Raw genomic sequence first — 21,835 nt, 5'->3', positions numbered from 1 at the left:
CCGATGGGCTTAAAACACCTCTTTGAAAAAATTGAGCCGCACTTTACCGAAGGGAAGCTCAAAAAGTACTACCCGCTGTATGAAGCCACGGCGACCATTTTCTACACGCCGGGGCTGGTGACGAAAGGAGCGGCGCACGTCCGTGACGCCATCGACCTTAAGCGGATGATGATCCTGGTGTGGTTTGCGGTCTTCCCGGCGATGTTCTGGGGGATGTACAACGTCGGTCTGCAGACCATTCCGGCGCTGCACCACATGTACGATGCGCAGCAGCTGGCGCAGGTGCTTCAGTCTGACTGGCACTACCGTCTGGCCCAGTCGTTAGGGGTGAGCTTTGCGCCAGACGCGGGCTGGGTGAGCATGATGACGCTGGGGGCGGTGTTCTTCCTGCCGATTTACATCACGGTCTTTATCGTGGGCGGCTTCTGGGAAGTGCTGTTTGCTATCATCCGTAAACATGAGATCAACGAAGGCTTCTTCGTGACCTCTATTCTGTTTGCCCTGATTGTTCCCCCGACGCTACCGCTCTGGCAGGCAGCGCTGGGCATCAGCTTTGGCGTGGTCATTGCCAAAGAGATCTTCGGCGGCACCGGGCGGAACTTCCTTAACCCGGCGCTGGCGGGGCGTGCGTTCCTCTTCTTTGCCTATCCGGCGCAAATCTCCGGCGACCTGGTCTGGACGGCAGCTGACGGTTTTTCCGGCGCGACACCGCTTTCACAGTGGGCGGCACACGGCGGCGAAACGCTGGTGAACAACGCGACGGGTCAGCCTGTGACCTGGTTTGATGCCTTTATTGGCAACATTCCGGGTTCCATTGGTGAAGTTTCAACGCTGATGATTTTGATTGGTGGAGCGATCATCCTGTTTGGGCGCGTGGCCTCCTGGCGAATTGTGGCGGGCGTGATGATCGGCATGGTGCTGACCGCCACGATGTTCAACGTTATCGGTTCGACCACCAACCCAATGTTCTCCATGCCCTGGTACTGGCATCTGGTACTGGGTGGCTTCGCGTTTGGCATGATGTTCATGGCAACCGACCCCGTCTCTGCCTCGTTTACGGACAAAGGTAAATGGAGCTATGGCGTGCTCATTGGCGCGATGTGTGTCCTGATCCGCGTGGTCAACCCGGCGTACCCGGAAGGAATGATGCTGGCCATTCTGTTTGCCAACCTGTTTGCGCCACTCTTCGATTACCTGGTGGTGCGGGCCAACATTAAGCGGAGGAAGGCGCGTGGCTGAAGTTAAAAATAACGACAGTATCAGCAAAACGCTGCTGGTGGTGCTGGTGCTCTGTCTGGTCTGTTCGATTGTCGTGGCCGGCTCTGCCGTGGGGTTAAAACCCCTGCAGCAGGCGCAACGTGCGCTGGATAAACAGCGCAACATACTGGCCGTGGCCGGGTTGATGCAGGAAGGGATGAGTGCAGACGACGTCTCGGCGGTATTTGCGGAGCGTATTTCACCGCGTCTGGTGGATTTGAAAACCGGCCAGCTGTTGGATAAAGATCCGGCGAAGTATAACCAGGCGCTGGCGCTGAAAGATCCGCAGATGAGCCTGACGCTCGAGGCATCGCAAGATCCCGCCGGGATTAAGCGCCGCAGCAATCTCGCCGAAATTTATCTGGTGCGTGACCCCCAAAAACGCATTCAGGAAGTGGTGCTTCCTGTCTACGGCAACGGCCTGTGGTCAATGATGTATGCCTTTGTGGCGCTTGATACGGATGGCCGTACCGTAAAAGGCATTACGTATTACGACCAGGGCGAAACGCCGGGGCTGGGGGGCGAAGTAGAAAACCCGAACTGGCGGGCACAGTTTATCGGTAAGAAAGTGCTCGACGATAACGGTCTGCCTGCGCTGAAGGTGATGAAAGGGGCGGCACGTCCCGGTGACGACTACGCCGTCGACGGGCTGTCCGGCGCCACGCTCACCTCCAAAGGCGTGCAGCACAGTTTTGATTTCTGGATGGGCGAGCTGGGTTTTGGTCCTTTCCTGAAAAACGTACGTGAAGGAGCGCTGAACAATGGCTGATACCGGTGAACTGAAAGAAGTCAAAAAGGTGCTCATTGGCCCACTGCTGGCCAATAACCCGATTACGCTGCAGGTGCTGGGCGTCTGTTCAGCCCTGGCGGTGACGACCAAGCTGGAAACGGCGGTGGTGATGACGCTGGCGGTCACGCTGGTCACGGCATTTTCGAGCATGTTTATCTCGATGATCCGCCACCACATTCCCAACAGCGTGAGGATCATCGTGCAGATGGCGATCATCGCCTCGCTGGTGATCGTGGTCGATCAGCTGCTGCGCGCCTTCGCCTATGAAACCTCCAAACAGCTCTCGGTGTTTGTCGGGCTGATCATCACCAACTGTATTGTGATGGGGCGTGCGGAAGCCTACGCCATGAAAATGCCGCCGCTGGCGAGTTTTATGGACGGTATCGGTAACGGCCTCGGCTACGGTGTGATCCTGCTGACCGTTGGCTTCCTGCGTGAGCTCATTGGCAGCGGTAAGCTGTTTGGCATCACGGTGCTGGACACGGTGCAAAACGGTGGATGGTATCTGCCAAACGGCCTGTTCCTGCTGGCTCCCAGCGCATTTTTCATTATCGGTTTGTTGATCTGGCTGATTCGTACCTTGAGACCAGAACAGCAGGAAAAGGAGTAACCGACGATGGCTCATTACCTGAGTTTGTTTGTGCGCGCGGTGTTTGTTGAAAACATGGCGCTCGCGTTTTTCCTCGGCATGTGTACGTTCCTTGCGGTGTCCAAAAAAGTGTCGACGGCATTTGGGCTGGGTATCGCGGTCACCGTGGTGCTTGGCTTATCTGTACCGATTAACAATCTGGTCTACAACTTTGTGCTGCGGGACGGCGCGCTGGTGGAAGGGGTTGACCTCAGCTTCCTGAACTTCATCACCTTTATTGGCGTGATTGCCGCGCTGGTGCAAATCCTGGAGATGATCCTCGATAAGTACTTCCCGTCGCTGTACAACGCGCTGGGGATCTTCCTGCCGCTGATCGCGGTGAACTGCGCCATCTTCGGCGGCGTCTCGTTTATGGTTCAGCGTGATTACAACTTCAGTGAATCCGTGGTGTACGGTTTCGGCTCCGGCATCGGCTGGATGCTGGCGATTGTCACCATGGCGGGGATCCGCGAAAAAATGAAATATGCCAACGTGCCTGCAGGCCTGCGTGGCTTAGGGATCACCTTTATTACCACCGGGTTGATGGCACTGGGCTTTATGTCCTTCTCCGGCGTGCAGCTATAAGGGCTAACAGATGGAAATTATTCTTGGCGTGGTGATGTTCACGCTGATTGTACTGGTGCTGTCAGGGCTCATTCTGGCGGCGCGGGCGAAGCTGGTGAATTCCGGCGACGTGGTGATTGATATTAACGACGATCCGCAGAATCAGATCCGCACGCCTGCGGGAGATAAGCTGCTCAACACGCTGTCCGGTAACGGAATTTTTGTCTCCTCGGCCTGCGGCGGCGGCGGCTCCTGTGGGCAGTGCCGCGTGACGGTAAAAGAGGGTGGCGGCGATATTCTGCCCACCGAGCTGTCGCATATCACAAAGCGTGAGGCAAAAGAGGGCTGCCGTCTGGCCTGTCAGGTCGCAGTGCGTCAGAACATGAAGATTGAACTGCCGGAAGAGATTTTCGGCGTCAAAAAATGGGAATGTGAAGTTATCTCTAATGATAACAAAGCTACCTTTATCAAAGAGCTGAAGCTGCGGGTGCCGAAAGGGGAAGATGTCCCGTTCCGCGCCGGAGGATACATTCAGATTGAGTGCCCTGAGCATACCGTGGCGTATGCGGACTTTGACGTTCCGCAGGCGTACCGCGCCGACTGGGACAAATTCAATCTCTTCCGCTTTGTATCAGAGGTAAAAGAGCCGACGCTGCGCGCCTACTCGATGGCCAACTACCCGGAAGAGAAGGGCATTATCATGCTCAACGTGCGTATCGCCACGCCGCCACCAAATGTGCCGGATGCGCCGCCGGGCGTGATGTCATCATACATCTGGTCCCTGAAGCCGGGCGATAAGGTGACCATCTCCGGCCCGTTCGGGGAGTTCTTCGCGAAAGATACCGACGCGGAAATGGTCTTTATCGGCGGCGGTGCCGGCATGGCCCCGATGCGCTCGCACATCTTTGACCAGCTCAAGCGGCTCGGCAGCAAGCGTAAAATCAGCTTCTGGTACGGGGCGCGTTCGCTGCGTGAGATGTTCTACGATGATGAATTTGAACAGCTGGCGCGTGAAAACCCGAACTTTACCTTCCACGTGGCGCTCTCCGATCCGCAGCCGGAAGATAACTGGACGGGCTATACGGGGTTCATCCACAACGTGCTGTATGAAAACTACCTCAAGCAGCACCCGGCTCCCGAGGACTGCGAGTTCTATATGTGTGGTCCGCCGATGATGAACGCCGCCGTGATTAAGATGCTGAAAGATCTCGGCGTCGAAGATGAGAACATCATGCTCGATGACTTTGGAGGCTGATGATGCTGACGTTTCTGGCAACCTTTGTGGTTTTTGTACTTGTCATCTTTGGCATGTCTTTAGGCTGGATCGTTAAGCGGAAAAGCATTCAGGGCAGCTGCGGCGGTATTTCCTCCATTGGCATGGAGAAGGTCTGCGACTGCCCGGAACCGTGCGACGCCCGCAAAAAACGCATGGCGCGCGAGCAGCAGCGCATTATTTAAGTTTTTGTAGGCCGGGTAAGGCAACGCCGCCACCCGGCATTCTTACATCTGCTTCTCAACCCTCATTTATTTACTGTATACTTATCCAGTGATGAGTGAGGGCTTACTATGCGCAAAATAATCCATGTTGATATGGACTGCTTTTTTGCCGCAGTGGAGATGCGAGACAACCCGGCGCTGCGGGATATTCCCATCGCTATTGGCGGCAGCCGCGTTCAGCGTGGCGTTATCAGCACCGCCAACTACCCTGCGCGCAAATTTGGCGTGCGTAGCGCCATGCCGACGGCGATGGCCTTAAAGCTTTGCCCTCATCTCACGCTTCTGCCCGGGCGGTTCGACGCCTATAAAGAGGCTTCCCTTCATATTCGGGAAATCTTCTCCCGCTATACCTCTTTGATAGAACCGCTGTCGCTGGACGAAGCCTATCTCGATGTGACCGACAGCGTGCATTGCCACGGCTCCGCCACGCTGATGGCGCAGGAGATCCGCCAGACGATTTTCAACGAGCTGAATCTGACGGCGTCTGCGGGGGTCGCGCCCGTTAAATTCCTTGCCAAAATCGCTTCGGATTTAAATAAGCCCAACGGCCAGTACGTCATTACGCCGGAAGAGGTGCCTGCATTTTTAAAAACGCTGCCGCTTGGCAAAATCCCCGGCGTCGGGAAAGTCTCCGCCGCAAAGCTGGAAAGCATGGGGTTACGCACCTGCGAAGACGTGCAGCGAAGCGACCTCGCCATGCTGCTCAAGCGCTTCGGGAAGTTTGGCCGCGTGCTGTGGGAGCGCAGCCAGGGGATTGACGATCGCGATGTGAACAGCGAACGGCTGCGGAAATCCGTCGGCGTCGAGCGAACCCTCATTGAAGATATTCATGACTGGTCCGAATGCGAAACCATTATCACGGAACAGCTTTATCCTGAGCTGGAACGACGCTTAAGCAAGGTAAAACCGGACCTGCTGATTGCCCGTCAGGGCATCAAGCTCAAATTCAACGATTTCCAGCAGACCACGCAGGAACACGTCTGGCCGCGTCTGAACAAAGACGATCTTATCGCGACGGCAAAAAAGGCATGGGAAGAGCGACGAGGTGGACGAGGGGTCAGGCTGGTGGGATTGCACGTCACGCTGCTGGATCCGCAGTTAGAGCGACAGCTGGTATTAGGATTGTAAAAAAGCCCGGTGCGCTACGCTTACCGGGCCTGGGTTTTTCACCCTCTCGCTGTGGGAGAGGGCTGGGATGAGGGTATTACTTAACTGGGATCGCCTTAAGCAGTTCAGTCAGCAGCGTCCAGTAATGACCGACGCTTTCGATATGAACCTGCTCATCCGGCGAGTGCGGGCCGGTAATGGTTGGCCCGATGGACACCATATCCATATCCGGATACGGTTTCTTGAACAGGCCACATTCCAGACCGGCGTGGATCACCTGAATGTTCGGGGTGCTGTTGAACAGACGCTGATAGGTTTCACGCACCAGCGCCATCACCGGAGAACTTGCATCCGGCTGCCAGCCCGGGTAGCTGCCTTTTGCAGACGTTTTCGCGCCCGCCAGCGTGCCCAGAGATTCCAGCATGCTCACCACATACTCTTTACCGCTGTCGATAAGGGAGCGGATCAGGCAGATGATCTCCGCGCTGTCGTCGCTCATGGTCACCACGCCCACGTTCAGTGAGGTTTCCACTACGCCTTTCGCCACGTCAGAGTTGCGGATTACGCCGTTTGGCGTCGCGTTCAGCAGCTGAACGAAGGTGTCACGAGACTGCACGGTCAGCGCGGCTTTCTCCGTGGAGACGGATTCCAGCACCACGGTCAGGTTCTTCTCTTTCGCCGACAGTTCGTTTTTCAGGATATCCAGGTACACGGTGGAGAGTTTTTTCAGCTCGTCGGCTTTTGCCGCTGGAACCGCTACGGTGGCGAAGGCTTCGCGCGGGATCGCGTTGCGCAGGGTACCGCCGTTGAAGTCTACCAGACGCAGATCCAGCTCGGCCGCATGGCCTGCCAGGAAGCGTGCCAGCAGCTTGTTGGCGTTACCCAGACCCAGATGAATATCACCGCCGGAGTGGCCGCCTTTCAGCCCTTTCAGCGTCAGCTTGAAGGTCTGGAAACCGGCAGGAATCGCTTCGCGTGACAGCGGCAGGGTAGAGATGAAATCAATCCCGCCCGCGCAGCCCATGTAGATCTCGCCTTCTTCTTCGGAGTCGGTGTTGATCAGGATATCCGCCTGCAGCCAGTTCGCCTGCAGACCGAACGCCCCGTCCATGCCCGCTTCTTCGGTCATGGTCAGCAGCACTTCCAGTGGACCATGCTCAACGCTGTCGTCGGCCAGCACGGCCAGCGCAGAGGCCATACCGATGCCGTTATCCGCACCCAGGGTGGTGCCGCGCGCTTTCACCCAGTCGCCGTCGATGTATGGCTGGATTGGGTCTTTGGTGAAGTCGTGAACGGTGTCGTTGTTCTTCTGTGGCACCATGTCCAGGTGCGCCTGCAGCACAACCGGTTTACGGTTTTCCATGCCTGCGGTGGCGGGTTTGCGGATCAGAATGTTGCCAACCTGGTCACGTTCCGCATGCAGACCTTTTTCCTTCGCCCAGCCCATAATATGTTCGGCAAGCTGTTCTTCATGGTAGGAAGGGTGTGGAATGGAGCAGATTTTGGCAAAAATATCCCACAGCGGCTGCGGAGATAGTTGAGACAGTTCAGACACGATAAGTCTCCTTGTCGAGGCGCTGCAAACAGGGTTGCAGGTCACAGGGTTAGCAGGTTAATAGTTACCACAAGTCAGGCTTGCGAGATGAAACTGAGAATACCACTTTCTCTGCTGGCTGGTAGCATAAAGCATGTAAAAACTCAGGCAGAGGGCGCTAAACACTGGTTTTTAGTGCGTCAGATCTCTATAATCTCGCGCAACCTATTTCCCCCTCGAACACTTTTTAAGCCGTATAAAAACAGGCTGGGACACTTCACATGAGCGAAAAATACGTCGTCACCTGGGACATGTTGCAGATTCACGCACGCAAACTGGCTGCGCGTCTGATGCCTTCCGAACAGTGGAAAGGCATTATTGCCGTCAGCCGTGGCGGTCTGGTACCGGGGGCGCTGCTGGCACGTGAGCTGGGTATTCGTCATGTCGATACCGTCTGCATCTCCAGCTATGACCATGACAACCAGCGCGAGCTGAAAGTGCTGAAGCGCGCGGAAGGCGACGGTGAAGGCTTCATCGTTATTGACGACCTGGTGGATACCGGTGGTACCGCCGTGGCTATCCGCGAAATGTATCCGAAAGCACATTTCGTCACTATCTTCGCGAAGCCTGCTGGCCGCCCGCTGGTTGACGATTACGTGATTGATATTCCGCAGGATACCTGGATTGAACAACCATGGGATATGGGCGTGGTCTTCGTACCGCCTATCTCGGGTCGTTAATCACGTTCCGCAATTAATTTAACGCCCGGTGATGCCGGGCGTTGTTTTTTTTAGTCTGACGCGCGTTACAATAGTCTCTATACGACGTATTCATGGAGGCAATGCAATGACGCAGGCGAATCTCACCGAGACTCTCTTCAAACCCCGTTTCAAACACCCTGAAACGTCGACGCTGGTGCGTCGCTTCAATCCGGGTACTCAGCCTGCCGTCCAGTCTGCGTTAGACGGTAAAAACGTGCCTCACTGGTATCGCATGATTAACCGCCTGATGTGGATCTGGCGCGGTATCGACCCCCGTGAAATCCTTGATGTGCAGGCACGTATCGTGATGAGTGAAGCCGAGCGTACCGACAGCGAACTCTATGATACGGTGGTGGGCTACCGTGGCGGAAACTGGATCTACGAGTGGTCTAAACAGGCGATGCTCTGGCAGCAAAAAGCCAGCCAGGAAGAGGATGCCACGCGCAGCGGCAAACACTGGCTGCATGCGGCCAACCTCTATGCCATTGCCGCGTATCCACATCTGAAAGGCGATGAGCTGGCTGAACAGGCGCAGGCGCTGGCGAATCGCGCCTACGAAGAGGCGGCTCAACGCCTGCCGGGCCAGATGCGCGAGCTTGAGTTCGCTGTTCCGGGCGGGGCGCCCGTTACCGGGTTCCTGCATATGCCCGAAGGTGAAGGCCCGTTCCCGACCGTGCTGATGTGCGGCGGGCTGGACTCTCTGCAAATTGACTATTACAGCCTGTATGAGCGCTACTTCGCACCAAAAGGGATCGCGATGCTGACGCTGGATATGCCCTCAATTGGCTTCTCCTCCAAATGGAAACTGACTCAGGATTCCAGCCTGCTGCACCAGCATGCGCTAAAAGCGCTGGAAAACATTCCGTGGGTTGACCACACCCGCGTGGCGGCATTCGGCTTCCGCTTTGGCGCAAACGTCGCGGTGCGTCTGGCTTACCTTGAATCCTCCCGCCTGAAAGCTGTCGCCTGCCTTGGACCGGTCGTTCATGCTCTGCTCAGCGATCCCGCACGCCAGGGGAGCGTGCCCGAAATGTACCTTGATGTGCTGGCCAGCCGTCTTGGCATGCATGATGCATCAGACGAAGCGCTGCGCGTTGAGCTCAATCGCTACTCGTTAAAAACGCAAGGGTTGCTGGGACGTCGCTGTCCGACGCCGATGCTGTCGGGGTTCTGGAAAAACGATCCGTTCAGTCCGGAAGAAGAGTCGCGCTTAATCACGTCGTCATCTGCGGATGGCAAATTGCTTGAGGTGCCGTTCAGCCCGGTCTATCAGAATTTCGATAAAGCTCTGAAGGAGATTACGCGCTGGATCGCTCAGAGATTGTGTTAATAGATTGCTAAATTTCGCTGGTTTGGTAAAACAGTGGCTTCACAAAAGGAGATCGCAATGACGTTACCGAGTGGACACCCGAAAAGTAGATTGATTAAGAAGTTCATGGCTCTTGGCCCGTATATTCGAGAAGAGCAGTGTGAAGAGAATCGCTTTTTTTTCGACTGCCTGGCTGTATGCGTCAACGTGAAGCCTGCACCCGAAAAACGTGAATTCTGGGGCTGGTGGATGGAAATGGAAGCAGAGGAAAAACGCTTTACGTATAGCTACCAGTTTGGCCTGTTTAATAAAGACGGTAACTGGCAGGCCACCACCATTAAAGATCAGGAAGTGATCGATCGCCTGGAATATACCCTGAAAGAGTTTCACGACAAAGCGAGCGCACTGCTGGCCACCCTGGATCTTAAGTTCGAGCCAGCGGATGATTTTTCCAGCGAAGCGGTGAAGCTGACCGCCTGATAGCGTCACAGCGCCGGGTGGCGGCTTCGCCTTACCCGGCCTACAAAATGCACTATCCCGTAGGCCCGGTAAGCGTAGCGCCACCGGGCAAAAAAAATCCCGGCTTATCTGCCGGGATTTTCTTATTCGGATAATCTTAGAACTGGTAGGTCATACCCAGGGCAACGATATCATCGCTGCTCACGCCCAGTTTATTATCGTCGTCAATCTGGTTAATTTTATAATCAACAAACGCGGACATATTTTTGTTGAAGTAATAGGTCGCGCCAACGTCAATATATTTCACCAGATCTTCGTCACCAATACCTTCGATATCTTTGCCTTTAGACTGGACGTAACCCAGGGACGGACGCAGACCGAAGTCGAACTGATATTGTGCAACGACTTCAAAGTTCTGCGCTTTATTGGCAAATCCGCCAGAAATTGGCGTCATGTTGCGGGTTTCTGAATACATCGCTGCCAGATAAATATCGTTCGCGTCATATTTCAGACCGGTAGCCCAGGCTTCGGCTTTCTGCCCCTGACCACGCGCCAGCAGGTTCTGCGCGTTGGTGCGGTCAGAGTTAGTGTAAGCACCGCTGACGGCAAAATCGCTGCCGCCGAAGTCATAGCTCAGAGAGGTACCAAAACCGTCACCGTTCTGCTTCTTGGCGTCACGGTTTTCGTTTTTGCCCTGGTACTGCAGGGTCATGTCCAGGCCGTCAACCGCGCCGAAGAAGTCGGTGTTGCGGTAGGTGGCAAGACCGGTCGCACGCTTGGTCATGAAGTTATCGGTCTGAGCGGAAGAGTCGCCGCCGAACTCAGGGAACATGTCGGTCCATGCTTCGACGTCATACAGCGCACCCAGGTTACGACCGTAATCCAGAGAACCAAAGTTTTTCAGCTTCAGGCCCGCGAACGCCAGACGGGTTTTCTGAGAGGAGTCGCTCTCGGCTTTGTTACCCGCAAATTCAGATTCCCAACGACCATAGCCCGTCAGCTGATCGTTAATCTGGGTTTCGCCTTTAAAACCGAAACGAACGTAAGTCTGATCGCCATCTTTGGTGGCATCATCGCTGATGTAGTGCATGGCTTTCACTTTGCCGTACACGTCCAGCTTATTACCATCTTTATTATAAACTTCAGCTGCGTGAACGGATGCAGAAGCCACTACGCCCATAACCATTAATGCCAGAGTGCTCTTTTTCATTTTCGATCCTGTCTTATAAACGCGCTAAAAAATTCGCTGGACGATAAGCTCATGCTTAAGTCCCGTGAAAAAACAGGAAGGGTTTTATCGTTCTGGAATGAAACTTTTATGACAAACTAAGAATAATTTTAAAAAACTGTGATTTATTATTTCGGTAATAAAAGTGTCAAATTCTCCCGCTACGCTTCCTGAGCCCGCGCAACAAAGTGTTTCGCGATGTGCTAAGGCAGTTGGCAACGGGGCTGACTCCTGCTAAAACGTTCGTTCGACATTACTTTCCCTTATCGTTGAACGGCAGAGAATCATGAGTGACAGCCAGACGCTGGTGGTAAAACTCGGTACCAGTGTTTTAACAGGCGGATCGCGCCGCCTAAATCGCGCCCACATTGTTGAGCTTGTACGTCAGTGCGCTCAGTTACATGCCGCAGGGCATCGTATTGTAATTGTGACCTCCGGGGCGATTGCCGCCGGGCGTGAACACCTGGGTTACCCCGAACTCCCCGCGACGATCGCCTCTAAACAGCTGCTGGCCGCCGTGGGACAAAGCCGACTCATTCAACTCTGGGAACAGCTGTTCTCTATCTATGGCATCCACGTCGGGCAGATGCTGCTGACGCGTGCGGATATGGAAGACAGAGAGCGCTTCCTGAACGCCCGCGATACCCTGCGCGCGCTGCTGGACAACAATATCGTTCCGGTCATTAACGAGAACGATGCCGTTGCTACCGCTGAAATCAAAGTGGGTGATAACGATAACCTCTCTGCGCTGGCCGCCATTCTGGCCGGTGCAGATAAATTACTGCTTCTGACCGATCAGCAGGGTTTGTTCACCGCCGATCCGCGCTCCAACCCGGAAGCCGAGCTGATTACCGACGTTCACGGTATCGACGATGCGCTGCGCGCCATCGCCGGTGACAGCGTGTCCGGCCTCGGAACGGGCGGCATGGGAACCAAGCTGCAGGCCGCCGACGTGGCGTGCCGCGCCGGTATCGACACCATCATTGCCGCGGGCAGCCGTCCTGGCGTGATTGGCGACGTGATGGAAGGCATCTCCGTTGGTACCCGCTTCCACGCTCAGGAATCTCCGCTGGAAAACCGAAAGCGCTGGATATTTGGCGCGCCGCCTGCGGGCGAACTCGTCGTTGATGAAGGGGCGACCGCCGCGATTCTGGAACGAGGAAGTTCATTACTTCCTAAAGGAATTAAAAGCGTGACAGGCAACTTCTCCCGTGGTGAAGTGATCCGCATCCGTAACCTCGAAGGTCGCGACATCGCCCACGGCGTAAGCCGCTATAACAGCGATGCCCTGCGCCGCATCGCGGGTCACCATTCGCAGCAGATCGACGCCATTCTGGGCTATGAATATGGCCCGGTTGCCGTGCATCGCGATGACATGATTATTCGTTAAGGAGCCAGAACATGCTGGAACAAATGGGCGTCGCCGCGAAGGCCGCCTCTTACAAACTGGCGCTCCTTTCCAGCCGCGAGAAAAACCGCGTGCTGGAAAAAATCGCTGATTATCTGGAATCTCAGTCCCAGGAGATTTTGCTCGCCAACGAGCAGGATTTACTGGAAGCGCGTCGCAACGGCCTGAGCGAAGCGATGCTCGACCGCCTGGCATTGACCCCGGCCCGCCTGAAAGGCATCGCCGACGATGTTCGTCAGGTCTGCAATCTGGCCGATCCGGTAGGGCAGGTGATTGACGGTGGGCTGCTGGACAGCGGTTTACGCCTGGAGCGCCGTCGCGTGCCGCTCGGCGTTATCGGCGTTATTTATGAAGCCCGTCCAAACGTGACGGTGGATGTCGCCTCCCTGTGCCTGAAAACCGGCAACGCCGCTATTCTGCGCGGTGGGAAAGAGACCTGGCGCACCAACGCCGCGACGGTGAAAGTCATTCAGCAGGCGCTGGAAGAGTGTGGCTTACCAGCGGGTGCCGTGCAGGCAATTGAGAGCCCGGACCGCGCGCTGGTCAACGAAATGCTGCGCATGGACAAATACATCGACATGCTGATCCCACGAGGCGGCGCGGGGCTGCACAAGCTGTGCCGCGAGCAGTCGACGATTCCGGTGATCACCGGCGGTATTGGCGTGTGTCATATCGTGGTAGACGACAGCGCTGAGATTGCACCGGCGCTGAAGATTATCGTGAACGCGAAGACCCAGCGTCCAAGCACCTGTAACACCGTGGAAACGCTGCTGGTGCATCAGGGCATAGCGAACACCTTCCTGCCGGCCCTGAGCAAACAGATGGCAGAGAGCGGCGTGACGCTGCATGCTGACGCCAGTGCGCTCGCACTGCTGCAGGATGGCCCGGCTAACGTCGTTCCCGTCAACGCGGAGCAGTACGACGACGAGTTCCTGTCACTGGATCTGAACGTGAAAATCGTGAGCGATCTTGACGACGCGATTGCGCACATCCGTGAGCATGGCACGCAGCATTCTGACGCCATCCTGACGCGTACGCTGCGCAATGCCGATCGCTTCGTGAACGAAGTGGATTCCTCTGCGGTGTATGTGAATGCCTCCACCCGCTTCACCGACGGCGGCCAGTTCGGCCTCGGCGCTGAGGTGGCGGTCAGCACGCAGAAACTGCACGCCCGCGGTCCGATGGGGCTGGAAGCGCTGACCACGTACAAGTGGATCGGCTTCGGCGACGATACGATTCGTGCGTAAATAATCACGGGTGATGCAAAAATAGCCGTTTGATTCAAAAGGGCATTGACGCATCACCCGGATAGATCTAACCTTTTGCCCCGTGGTTACATTCGTAACCGGCCTCTCAGGGCCGATATAGCTCAGTTGGTAGAGCAGCGCATTCGTAATGCGAAGGTCGTAGGTTCGACTCCTATTATCGGCACCATCTTTTCCTATAAGATCATCAAGTTACCGTTGCAGTGTTTTGCCTTATTTAACACTTACGTGCGTTTTTGCGCGTTGTGAGTGTGGCAAAATTGTGGCAAAGTCCTTTTTCTGAATGAAAAGATGAGCTAAACATCGCAACTCTTTTCATGATGGCTTGAACCGGCCTATAGATGTTGTAAGATTTTTAGATGGTTCTACGGGTCTACCTGAGTTCATAATATCGGATTATTGATAACTTAAGGATAATATTTGTGAACAGAACTCTTTATTTTAATTTATGTGAGAGAAAGCTAACATTTTTATGTTGTAGCATTGAAGTAAGAGGTAAGTTAAATATACTTGACTATCATCTTCATTGTGAAGACTTTTATGTGTACTTTTTTAATTTGCTATTCGGATATTCCCTAGAAAATACAAATCAAGAAACTCATAATTTTGAAGGCATAGATCTAATCGATAAGAATAGTAAGATAGTTTTACAGGTTTCTTCCACCGCGACTAAAACAAAAATTGAATCGGCTTTAAAAAAAGATTTAAGTCTATATCAAGGGCATCAATTCAAGTTCATATCAATTTCAAGAGACGCTAGTGATTTAAGAACTAAAACATACGAAAATCCACATTCTTTAATCTTCATACCCCAAAAAGATATCCATGACGTAAAAACAATACTTAATGTCATCCTACATCTTGATATAACAAAGCAGAAAGAAATACATAACTTTCTTAAAAGCGAATTACAAGAAGAACCTGATGATGTTCTAGTTGAGACTAATATCGCAGCTGTTATAAATACGTTAGCAAAGGAAGATTTTTCTAATATTGAAACTACAGATTTTCCGCAACCATTCAGTGTGAATGATAAAATTTCATTTAATAATTTGAATGTGGCCGAATATCTTATTGATGATTACAAAATTCACCATGGCAAAGTTTCTCGTATTTATTCAGAGTTCAATCAAATGGGGAGAAACACCAGTCTTTCTGTTTTATCTGCATTTAGAACAATCTTTATTAAATTAAGTTCTCAATACACTGGTGATGAACTATTTTTTAAAATAATTGAAGATTCTGTAGAAACGGTCAGAAAAAGTGCGAATTTTACACAAATACCATTAGAGGAATTGGAACTATGTGTTAGTATACTTGCAGTTGACGCGTTCATACGCTGTAAAATTTTTAGAGACCCTAACGGAGTGAATGATGCTGTTACCAAAGGACATTCATCCTAAAGATAGCTTATATTATAACGGCGGTTTTATTATAGATGCGCTGAAAGGTTTCGATGAAATTGATTTAATCGATCTTTTTTACGAAACAAAGAAAAAAATTGAAATGTCTATATCAATTTTTGTTTTATCTCTTGACTGGTTATACCTAGCAGGAATAGTTGAATTAAATCCAAAGGGGAAATTGGAATATGTTCATAAAATCTCTCCAGATAGCCAATAAAGATGGGATTATACGCTTAATAAAGTTTCATGCTGGTTTGAATTTGATCGTTGATGAAACGCCAGTTGATGAGGCATCAATCGAGTCAACCAAAACCACTGGCAATAATGTTGGTAAAACAACAGTATTAATGTTAGTCGATTTTTGTTTAGGCGCAGATGCTAAAGGCATTTATACTGACCCAGAAACTAAAAAGGGCGAATATACACTTGTTAAAAACTTCTTGATTGAAACAGAGGTTTTAATAACCCTAACACTTGTTGAGAATTTAGATGATCCGCTAGCTAAGACCATCGTCATTGAGCGAAATTTTCTCTCTCGTAAAAAATGTATCAGAAGAATTAATGGGCTACAAAAAACTATCGAAGAGTTTGAAGAGACGTTAACAGACGTATTAGTTCCTGGCCATTATGGTAATAAGCCTACCTTTTCCCAAATAATATCTAATAATATAAGATATAAAGAACTCAGTGTCACCCATACGCTGAGAACACTAAGCTCATTTACTCGTGATGATGAATATGAGACCCTTCATTTATTTCTTCTTGGATGTGATTTTGGAAAAGGAGCTCTTAAACAAAATTTGTTAGCTAGCATCCGAATGGAAACAACCTTCAAGAATAGGTTGGAGTCTAAACAAACTCGCACAGCGTATGAGACATCACTAGCATTATTGATTTCGGAAATTAATGATTTAGATCTGAAAAAGTCTACTTTCTATATCAACCCTAACTTTGAAAATGATCTCAATGCGTTGGATGATATTAAGTATCAATTGAGCACTATAGGTTCAAAATTAAGTAAGCTTAAATTACGGAAAGAACTCATAGTTGAGGCGGTAAAAGATATTGAAAGTGGCAAGATGGAAATTGACACTAATCAATTGAAAGATTTATATACTGAAGCCAGTAATAATATAAAGAATATTCAGGTGAAATTTGAATCATTACTTTCCTTCCACAACCAAATGGTTGAAGAAAAAGTTAAATTCATATCAAAAGAATTACCTGTAATAACTAGTGAGATTAGTAAAACTCAAGAAGATTTAACTACACTTCTTGTCAAAGAAAAAGAACTAGTTGAAAATATAAATAAAAGCGGTTCGTTTGATGAACTTGAAGAATTAGTCTTAGAATTGAATGAAAAACACCGAAAAAAAGGTGAGTTCGAAGCCATTATTAACCAAATTGAAAAAACTGAAAAGAATATCGAAGAGTTAAACGCTCAAGTAGATGCTATTAACAATAATTTATTTTCTGATGATTTTGAGCTAGAAGTTCAATCTCAGGTAAATAAGTTCAATAAATATTTTTCAACTGTATCTCAAGAGTTATACGGTGAACAATATGCTTTGAAATATGATATTGTTACAGCATCCAAAACAGGAAAAAAAATATACAAATTCAGTTCATTTAATACCAATTTTAGTTCAGGGAAAAAACAAGGAGAAATTGTTTGTTTTGATATTGCATATATTTTATTTGCAGATGAAGAAAACATTCCTTGTTTTCATTTTTTGTTAAATGACAAAAAAGAACTTATGCATGGCAATCAACTGGTCAGAATAGCTAATCTTGTTGAACGTTACAAATCTCAAATTCAGTATGTTGCATCTATATTGAAGGATAAACTTCCAAAAGAATTGAGCGACGAGAAAAACTTCATTGTGAAGTTATCTCAAGAGAATAAATTATTCCGCATTGAGAATAATTAATCTTGTTAAATGCACGCCGTTGATAATACACATTATTAACGGCAGATTTTGATATCAGTTACATTTTTGATGCCAGTCATGATGAAAATTTTGTAAGTTTATCCAAAAATCCGGATCTGTGTGAAATACTTCAGCAAGTAATAATGCTTCTTTTATGTTTATTGGATCATTATGTATTATAATTTTTCTTATTCTACTATTAGACATTCCTGTCAATTCTGCTAATTTACATAAAGACATATTCATAGGTTTCAAGAATTCTTCATTAAGTATTTCACCTACAGTGCTTGGTTCAGCCTTTTTTGTCATCACAATTCTCACCTTTCTACTTGTTAGATAACAACTTTTACATCAGCGATAACTTGTTTTAGATAATACCTAATTGCTTACCTCAACAATTCATTATAGAATTTTTTCGTCTAATGTGGGATGTCCCCTTCGCCCAAAGCTACAAATACTCAAGCCCGGCCTCACCTGTCGGGTTTAGTATTCCTATCTTTCTGGTTTTATTGCGAGTAGCGTAGCGATGCAGCAAAAACACCTATCCATTGACCATTCCTTTCTATTTGGGAGCAGGTTTTGTCCTTCATACATACTTAGTAAAGTTTAGATTTGTTTTGCTAAACAAGCCATCGAGGAGCATTTACTGTTACTCGTTTCGATATATCCGTTGTTAATGATGGTACTCTCATAATTATGAGATACCACAAAGGTTAGCTAACCTTTGTGGGTAACTATAGCCAAAATCCATAATTTACATTTTGTTTCATTTATCTTATTGCTATTTTGTTTAGCTAAACAATTTATATTTTTTGCGTATATCCTGTGTATTTATCAACAAATTCTGTTAGTAACTATGTTTATAACCTGTGCTTGTTTTTTTGTGTTTATGACATATGAGGGGCCATTTCATGACATATGAGGGGCAAATTATTGACATATGAGGTAGTGCATTTTTTTTAAATTAATTATAAAACAACGGATTAGCTATTGTTTTATTGTTCTCTAACCAGATCTTTAACCATATATATAACCAAAATACTAAAAGACTTATTAAAACCTTATTGCTGCGCAAAAAACGAACAAAAAAATAGAGCTGGTCCAGTGGTTTTTTATTTCCTCTGGCTGTTGAGGTGTTGACAGAAATATTTCAGGTGATAATTTTTGGGTATTCTCAATTCTTAACGTTGGTTTGCAAAATTTAGCGGCTAAAATTTTAGCGGCTAAAATCCTGAAAATATTTTCTGAGAGATAGGTTCTGCTATGAAACCAGTTATGCCTGAACTTATAACCGTCGAAGAGTTAGCTTTTGCTTTGAAGAAAACAGTGAAAAGTATCCGTAGTGATGCAACTCGGAATCCTAAATGCCTCCCTCCCAGATGCCGTCTTCCTGGCAATAAGCGGCTTTTGTGGCGTCGAGAAGATGTTAAAGAGTGGATAGATAATTCTGTTGAATCAGAGTTGGAAAACCGCGATTTAATGCAGCGTGCTGAAATGGTTCAAAAGAAACGAGGTAGGCCACCGAAGATAAAACCGAGAGAATAATTATCTTAAAGTTTGGTATTTAAATCAGTTTCCTTTCAGAAAACACATGCATTACACACTTAATATATGAATAAACCTGCAGAAATACATCAAGAAAACACACTGCTTACACCGAAATACACAATGGGTACACAGATATACAACGGCAACAGTGGGGCAGGACATGTAAAGTAGGCCCACCGTAAACGGTGCTTCTACTTTACCTTCCCTTATTCGCAGCTGGGCTGCTCAACGGAGTCCTGCTCTGCGAGGCTGATCGGCTACCGCCTGTATGGAGAATGATATGACCGTTTCTCAGACTAGAAAAAATAGTACACCAATTAAAGTTTATTGTTTGCCAGATGAAAAAGCGCAAATCCAGGAAAATGCAGAAGCATCTGGCTTAAGTGTAGCAAGTTTCATTCGTAAAGTAGCAATGGGTTATCAGGTTGAGTCTATTGTAGATATTGAACAGGTTGTAGAGCTTAGCCGAGTAAATGCTGATCTTGGTCGACTTGGTGGGTTACTTAAACTGTGGTTAGCTAACGATCCACGCACAGTTGATTTTCCACCCTCATTGATAAAAACGTTGCTTGCTAAAATAGAATCAACCAGACAAGAACTAAGAAATATTATGGATAGAATCTTGGACAAATAAATTTATGGTTTCCTAAATATCTGTATCTGTTAAAAGTACGAGTTTTCAATATCAATAATCAGTTAAAATTGAGGTGGGCAAATGAAGTTAATGCTCCGAGTATTTTCATCACTGAGAGGGATTTTAGCAGCTAAAAAATCATTAGCAGCTTCCTTCCTGGCGTCCATCATGGCATTACCGGCGACAGCCGGTATCCCTGTAATCGATGGTACTAATGTGGTGCAGACCACAATCAGCGCAGTCAACAACGTTCAGGCTGTGGCAAAACAGATCCAGCAGTACCAGACGCAGCTGCAGCAGTATGAAAACATGCTCAAAAATACAGTCGCACCTGCTGCCTATATCTGGGATCAGGCCAATTCGACCATCAACAAATTGTTGCAGGCGCAGGACACCCTTAATTACTACAAAAATCAAGCCGGAAGTCTTGATTCATATCTGAAACGTTATCAGGACGTGAATTACTACCGCTCATCACCGTGTTTTAACAGTAATGTTGAATGTACTACGGATGAAATTAGCGCACTTCGTAAAGCTGAGCAGAACAGTTCTGAGGCACGTAAAAAGGCCAATGACGCCGTGTTTAAGGCTCTCGACGAACAGCAGGAAACACTGCAAAGCGATGCTGATAACCTTGCAGATTTGCAAACTCAGGCAACCAGCGCACAAGGGCAAATGGAAGCAATTCAGGCCGCTAACCAGCTTGCCAGTGCTCAAACGAACCAGTTGCTGCAAATCCGCTCGCTTCTGGTATCCCAACAAAACGCTGCAGCAACAATGGCACAGGCTCAGGCCGATAAAGAGGCCCAACAAATAGTAGCTGATGAAAAAGCGTTAGCTGGCGAGAACACACCAAGCCCGAAGCGAATTTGGTGAGGGGTAGCTGAATGAAAGATAAACTTTTGGTCATTTTTATTCTAATCATTCCATTGATTCTATGCTCTTGCGATAAAAAAGATGAAGATTGTTTATCGACGCCAGAGAATAAATTGAACGAACATAACTACGATAAATGTGCCCTGCGCAGTAATAACAATCCTAGCCCTAAGCGAGAATGGTAATTATGAGAATAGTAAGCAAACTCACTTTTTTGGGAATGATTTTTTTGTTTTCTGTAAATGCTTATGCTGGTCAATTAGATAGTAGCGGATTACTTGATACGTTATTAGATAAGTTTCAGCAAGTAGCCAGTACATGGTCATTAGTAATTGGTGATTATGCAAATTGGCTCTTCTGGGGGCTGGTATTAATAAGTATGGTTTGGACATTTGGTATGTTTGCGATGCAAGGGGAAGGTTTAATCAGTGCACTTGCAGAAATAGTTCGTTTTTTTGCCGTGATTGGTTTTTTTTATTATCTTTTAATCAACGGCCCAGCCATATCACAATCTATAATTAACTCAATGAGACAACTTGCAGCAAATGCTTTAGGAACAAGTACTGGTATTTCACCCTCCAGCATAGTTGATATGGCTTTTGTGATATTAACAAAGGTCAGTTCAGCAGCATCAATTTGGTCTCCAATGATTTCGACCATTATGATAACCGTCGCGATAATAGTATTAGTAGTAATGGCGCTTATCGCGATAAATATGCTAATAATGTTAGTTTCTGCATGGGTGTTGTGTTATGCAGGAGTTATTTTGCTTGGGTTTGGTGGCTCGAAATGGACTTCTGATATTGCAATAAATTACTTACGCACAGTATTATCGATTGGTATTCAGTTATTTGCGATGACATTAATCATTGGGATTGGGCAGTCATTTATAGATCAGTATTTTTCTATTATTAAAAATGATATTCCTGATCTTAATAGTCTTATTGTTTTACTTCTGGCGTCAATTATTCTTTTAGTATTGACGAATAAATTACCGTTGTTGTTGTCAGGCGTTGTTGGAGGAGCGTCCTTACAAGGGATCGGTGGTTTTGGAGCAGGTATGATTACTGGCGCTGCTACTACTGCAATCAGTGGCGCTGGGGCAATGGCAATGAGCGCTACAGCTCAAGTCAGTGGTGGTGCTTCCGCTCTAAAAGCAGCATTTGAATCTGCCCAAGCGGCGATGGCCGAAGAATCTGGTTCTGGTTATAAAGGTGGTTCAGGTGGAGGATTTGGCGGCGAGGAAGATACCGGTTCCGTAGATACTTCTGGAGGACAACCATCAGGCGGTTCCGGTGGTTCTTATGCAGGGAGCAATACAGGTAGCGTCAGCGGAGGAAGCCAGGGGTTTGCTTCATCATTCTCACGAGCTGGCCGCATGGCTTCTCACATGGCGAGCGGGCTGTCTAATGGAGCTGCGGAGTATCAGATGATGAAGGGAAGTACTAATTCTATCCAATCACAACAGACCGTTGGTGGGGAAATAGCGAATCAAATACGTAAACACACCGCCGATCGTCAGAGTAACCACGAACAGGGTGAGTTTGAGGGTGATAGTTTAACTGGCAGTAAAAAATCTTGATTTAGACGCGTCAGTTAGCGCGGTAACGTTAACTGACGCTTCCACTAAACA

23 protein-coding genes and 1 tRNA gene are annotated in these 21,835 nt (G+C 48.8%); 21 read left to right on the top strand and 3 right to left on the bottom strand.

What is annotated here, in order from left to right:
• Positions 1-3: 3 nt before the first annotated feature.
• The 7 genes from FHC48_RS19530 to dinB all read left to right on the top strand — a co-directional run bounded on the left by FHC48_RS19530 (position 4) and on the right by dinB (position 5,864).
• Positions 4-1,239 carry an NADH:ubiquinone reductase (Na(+)-transporting) subunit B gene (locus FHC48_RS19530; RefSeq protein ID WP_008500258.1) on the top strand — a complete coding sequence of 412 codons (1,236 nt, stop codon included), beginning with the start codon at positions 4-6 and terminating at the stop codon, positions 1,237-1,239.
• Positions 1,232-2,026 carry a Na(+)-translocating NADH-quinone reductase subunit C gene (locus tag FHC48_RS19525; protein ID WP_023293210.1) on the top strand — a complete coding sequence of 265 codons (795 nt, stop codon included), beginning with the start codon at positions 1,232-1,234 and terminating at the stop codon, positions 2,024-2,026. Before FHC48_RS19530 ends, FHC48_RS19525 begins: the two co-directional genes overlap by 8 nt.
• Positions 2,019-2,657, top strand: coding sequence for an NADH:ubiquinone reductase (Na(+)-transporting) subunit D (locus FHC48_RS19520; RefSeq protein WP_008500256.1), 639 nt, complete (start codon positions 2,019-2,021; stop codon positions 2,655-2,657). Before FHC48_RS19525 ends, FHC48_RS19520 begins: the two co-directional genes overlap by 8 nt.
• 6 nt (positions 2,658-2,663) lie before the next feature.
• Positions 2,664-3,260: an NADH:ubiquinone reductase (Na(+)-transporting) subunit E gene (gene nqrE, locus FHC48_RS19515; RefSeq protein WP_008500255.1), complete on the top strand. Its 597-nt coding sequence runs from the start codon at positions 2,664-2,666 to the stop codon at positions 3,258-3,260.
• 10 nt (positions 3,261-3,270) lie between these two features.
• Positions 3,271-4,494 (top strand): NADH:ubiquinone reductase (Na(+)-transporting) subunit F, encoded by a 1,224-nt coding sequence (gene nqrF, locus FHC48_RS19510; RefSeq protein ID WP_023293209.1) that lies wholly within the window; start codon positions 3,271-3,273, stop codon positions 4,492-4,494.
• The gene (gene nqrM / locus FHC48_RS19505; RefSeq protein WP_023615899.1) at positions 4,494-4,697 is read left to right on the top strand and encodes a (Na+)-NQR maturation NqrM; all 204 of its coding nucleotides are present in this window, start codon (positions 4,494-4,496) and stop codon (positions 4,695-4,697) included. Before nqrF ends, nqrM begins: the two co-directional genes overlap by 1 nt.
• A gap of 108 nt (positions 4,698-4,805) precedes the next feature.
• Positions 4,806-5,864 (top strand): DNA polymerase IV, encoded by a 1,059-nt coding sequence (dinB, locus tag FHC48_RS19500; protein WP_008500252.1) that lies wholly within the window; start codon positions 4,806-4,808, stop codon positions 5,862-5,864.
• A 76-nt stretch (positions 5,865-5,940) separates the two neighbouring features.
• On the opposite strand, the gene pepD is transcribed toward dinB, so the two are convergent.
• Positions 5,941-7,398 (bottom strand): cytosol nonspecific dipeptidase, encoded by a 1,458-nt coding sequence (gene pepD, locus FHC48_RS19495; RefSeq protein WP_059364038.1) that lies wholly within the window; start codon positions 7,396-7,398, stop codon positions 5,941-5,943.
• A gap of 260 nt (positions 7,399-7,658) precedes the next feature.
• Between pepD and gpt the strand changes: the two genes are divergently transcribed.
• The 3 genes from gpt to crl all read left to right on the top strand — a co-directional run bounded on the left by gpt (position 7,659) and on the right by crl (position 9,927).
• Positions 7,659-8,117, top strand: a complete 459-nt coding sequence (gene gpt, locus FHC48_RS19490; RefSeq protein ID WP_003863205.1) for a xanthine phosphoribosyltransferase — start codon at positions 7,659-7,661, stop codon at positions 8,115-8,117.
• 106 nt (positions 8,118-8,223) lie between these two features.
• Positions 8,224-9,468: an esterase FrsA gene (frsA, locus tag FHC48_RS19485; RefSeq protein ID WP_008500250.1), complete on the top strand. Its 1,245-nt coding sequence runs from the start codon at positions 8,224-8,226 to the stop codon at positions 9,466-9,468.
• 57 nt (positions 9,469-9,525) lie between these two features.
• Positions 9,526-9,927 (top strand): sigma factor-binding protein Crl, encoded by a 402-nt coding sequence (gene crl / locus FHC48_RS19480; protein WP_008500249.1) that lies wholly within the window; start codon positions 9,526-9,528, stop codon positions 9,925-9,927.
• Between the two features lie 136 nt (positions 9,928-10,063).
• On the opposite strand, the gene phoE is transcribed toward crl, so the two are convergent.
• On the bottom strand, positions 10,064-11,116 hold the full coding sequence (gene phoE, locus FHC48_RS19475; protein WP_008501878.1) for a phosphoporin PhoE: 1,053 nt from the start codon (positions 11,114-11,116) through the stop codon (positions 10,064-10,066).
• Positions 11,117-11,420: 304 nt separating this feature from the next.
• Here phoE and proB point away from each other — a divergent pair, with 304 nt between their 5' ends.
• The 6 genes from proB to FHC48_RS19445 all read left to right on the top strand — a co-directional run bounded on the left by proB (position 11,421) and on the right by FHC48_RS19445 (position 17,144).
• Positions 11,421-12,524 (top strand): glutamate 5-kinase, encoded by a 1,104-nt coding sequence (proB, locus tag FHC48_RS19470; protein ID WP_008501877.1) that lies wholly within the window; start codon positions 11,421-11,423, stop codon positions 12,522-12,524.
• A gap of 11 nt (positions 12,525-12,535) precedes the next feature.
• Positions 12,536-13,789: a glutamate-5-semialdehyde dehydrogenase gene (gene proA, locus FHC48_RS19465; protein ID WP_059364037.1), complete on the top strand. Its 1,254-nt coding sequence runs from the start codon at positions 12,536-12,538 to the stop codon at positions 13,787-13,789.
• A 111-nt stretch (positions 13,790-13,900) separates the two neighbouring features.
• Positions 13,901-13,976: transfer RNA gene (locus FHC48_RS19460), tRNA-Thr, on the top strand.
• A 253-nt stretch (positions 13,977-14,229) separates the two neighbouring features.
• The gene (locus FHC48_RS19455; RefSeq protein WP_220420572.1) at positions 14,230-15,210 is read left to right on the top strand and encodes an ABC-three component system protein; all 981 of its coding nucleotides are present in this window, start codon (positions 14,230-14,232) and stop codon (positions 15,208-15,210) included.
• The gene (locus FHC48_RS19450) at positions 15,179-15,430 is read left to right on the top strand and encodes an ABC-three component system middle component 6 (protein WP_235837649.1); all 252 of its coding nucleotides are present in this window, start codon (positions 15,179-15,181) and stop codon (positions 15,428-15,430) included. Before FHC48_RS19455 ends, FHC48_RS19450 begins: the two co-directional genes overlap by 32 nt.
• Positions 15,399-17,144, top strand: a complete 1,746-nt coding sequence (locus FHC48_RS19445; RefSeq protein ID WP_220420571.1) for a DUF2326 domain-containing protein — start codon at positions 15,399-15,401, stop codon at positions 17,142-17,144. The genes FHC48_RS19450 and FHC48_RS19445 overlap by 32 nt, the downstream gene beginning before the upstream one ends.
• Before the next feature lie 54 nt (positions 17,145-17,198).
• Here the strand turns inward: FHC48_RS19445 and FHC48_RS19440 are convergent, their stop codons facing one another.
• Positions 17,199-17,453, bottom strand: coding sequence for a HigA family addiction module antitoxin (locus tag FHC48_RS19440; protein ID WP_259281185.1), 255 nt, complete (start codon positions 17,451-17,453; stop codon positions 17,199-17,201).
• A 954-nt stretch (positions 17,454-18,407) separates the two neighbouring features.
• Between FHC48_RS19440 and FHC48_RS19435 the strand changes: the two genes are divergently transcribed.
• The 5 genes from FHC48_RS19435 to trbL all read left to right on the top strand — a co-directional run bounded on the left by FHC48_RS19435 (position 18,408) and on the right by trbL (position 21,784).
• Entirely contained in the window at positions 18,408-18,689 is a 282-nt protein-coding gene (locus FHC48_RS19435; RefSeq protein ID WP_225526366.1) for a hypothetical protein, read from the top strand.
• A 283-nt stretch (positions 18,690-18,972) separates the two neighbouring features.
• Positions 18,973-19,326, top strand: a complete 354-nt coding sequence (traJ, locus tag FHC48_RS19430; RefSeq protein ID WP_042201482.1) for a conjugal transfer transcriptional regulator TraJ — start codon at positions 18,973-18,975, stop codon at positions 19,324-19,326.
• A gap of 81 nt (positions 19,327-19,407) precedes the next feature.
• Positions 19,408-20,202 carry a P-type conjugative transfer protein TrbJ gene (trbJ, locus tag FHC48_RS19425; protein WP_001724243.1) on the top strand — a complete coding sequence of 265 codons (795 nt, stop codon included), beginning with the start codon at positions 19,408-19,410 and terminating at the stop codon, positions 20,200-20,202.
• 11 nt (positions 20,203-20,213) lie between these two features.
• On the top strand, positions 20,214-20,387 hold the full coding sequence (locus FHC48_RS19420) for a hypothetical protein (protein WP_015965741.1): 174 nt from the start codon (positions 20,214-20,216) through the stop codon (positions 20,385-20,387).
• Between the two features lie 2 nt (positions 20,388-20,389).
• Positions 20,390-21,784 (top strand): P-type conjugative transfer protein TrbL, encoded by a 1,395-nt coding sequence (trbL, locus tag FHC48_RS19415; protein WP_220420569.1) that lies wholly within the window; start codon positions 20,390-20,392, stop codon positions 21,782-21,784.
• The last annotated feature ends 51 nt before the right edge of the window (positions 21,785-21,835 follow it).

Origin of the sequence: Enterobacter sp. EC_50 (genome assembly GCF_019584525.1) — a bacterium.
GTDB lineage: Bacteria > Pseudomonadota > Gammaproteobacteria > Enterobacterales > Enterobacteriaceae > Enterobacter > Enterobacter roggenkampii.
Note: the sequence above shows the minus strand (reverse complement) of the source record. Positions and strands in the feature narration are given on the sequence as shown.

Excerpts from the sequence above, each read along its gene's own strand:
- FHC48_RS19530 (WP_008500258.1), top strand. The coding sequence starts at position 4 with ATGGGCTTAAAACACCTCTTTGAAAAAATTGAGCCGCACTTTACCGAA.
- FHC48_RS19520 (WP_008500256.1), top strand. The coding sequence starts at position 2,019 with ATGGCTGATACCGGTGAACTGAAAGAAGTCAAAAAGGTGCTCATTGGC.
- nqrE (WP_008500255.1), top strand. The coding sequence starts at position 2,664 with ATGGCTCATTACCTGAGTTTGTTTGTGCGCGCGGTGTTTGTTGAAAAC.
- nqrF (WP_023293209.1), top strand. The coding sequence starts at position 3,271 with ATGGAAATTATTCTTGGCGTGGTGATGTTCACGCTGATTGTACTGGTG.
- nqrM (WP_023615899.1), top strand. The coding sequence starts at position 4,494 with ATGATGCTGACGTTTCTGGCAACCTTTGTGGTTTTTGTACTTGTCATC.
- dinB (WP_008500252.1), top strand. The coding sequence starts at position 4,806 with ATGCGCAAAATAATCCATGTTGATATGGACTGCTTTTTTGCCGCAGTG.
- gpt (WP_003863205.1), top strand. The coding sequence starts at position 7,659 with ATGAGCGAAAAATACGTCGTCACCTGGGACATGTTGCAGATTCACGCA.
- frsA (WP_008500250.1), top strand. The coding sequence starts at position 8,224 with ATGACGCAGGCGAATCTCACCGAGACTCTCTTCAAACCCCGTTTCAAA.
- crl (WP_008500249.1), top strand. The coding sequence starts at position 9,526 with ATGACGTTACCGAGTGGACACCCGAAAAGTAGATTGATTAAGAAGTTC.
- phoE (WP_008501878.1), bottom strand. The coding sequence starts at position 11,116 with ATGAAAAAGAGCACTCTGGCATTAATGGTTATGGGCGTAGTGGCTTCT.
- proB (WP_008501877.1), top strand. The coding sequence starts at position 11,421 with ATGAGTGACAGCCAGACGCTGGTGGTAAAACTCGGTACCAGTGTTTTA.
- proA (WP_059364037.1), top strand. The coding sequence starts at position 12,536 with ATGCTGGAACAAATGGGCGTCGCCGCGAAGGCCGCCTCTTACAAACTG.
- FHC48_RS19450 (WP_235837649.1), top strand. The coding sequence starts at position 15,179 with ATGATGCTGTTACCAAAGGACATTCATCCTAAAGATAGCTTATATTAT.
- FHC48_RS19445 (WP_220420571.1), top strand. The coding sequence starts at position 15,399 with ATGTTCATAAAATCTCTCCAGATAGCCAATAAAGATGGGATTATACGC.
- FHC48_RS19440 (WP_259281185.1), bottom strand. The coding sequence starts at position 17,453 with ATGACAAAAAAGGCTGAACCAAGCACTGTAGGTGAAATACTTAATGAA.
- FHC48_RS19435 (WP_225526366.1), top strand. The coding sequence starts at position 18,408 with ATGAAACCAGTTATGCCTGAACTTATAACCGTCGAAGAGTTAGCTTTT.
- traJ (WP_042201482.1), top strand. The coding sequence starts at position 18,973 with ATGACCGTTTCTCAGACTAGAAAAAATAGTACACCAATTAAAGTTTAT.
- trbJ (WP_001724243.1), top strand. The coding sequence starts at position 19,408 with ATGAAGTTAATGCTCCGAGTATTTTCATCACTGAGAGGGATTTTAGCA.
- FHC48_RS19420 (WP_015965741.1), top strand. The coding sequence starts at position 20,214 with ATGAAAGATAAACTTTTGGTCATTTTTATTCTAATCATTCCATTGATT.
- trbL (WP_220420569.1), top strand. The coding sequence starts at position 20,390 with ATGAGAATAGTAAGCAAACTCACTTTTTTGGGAATGATTTTTTTGTTT.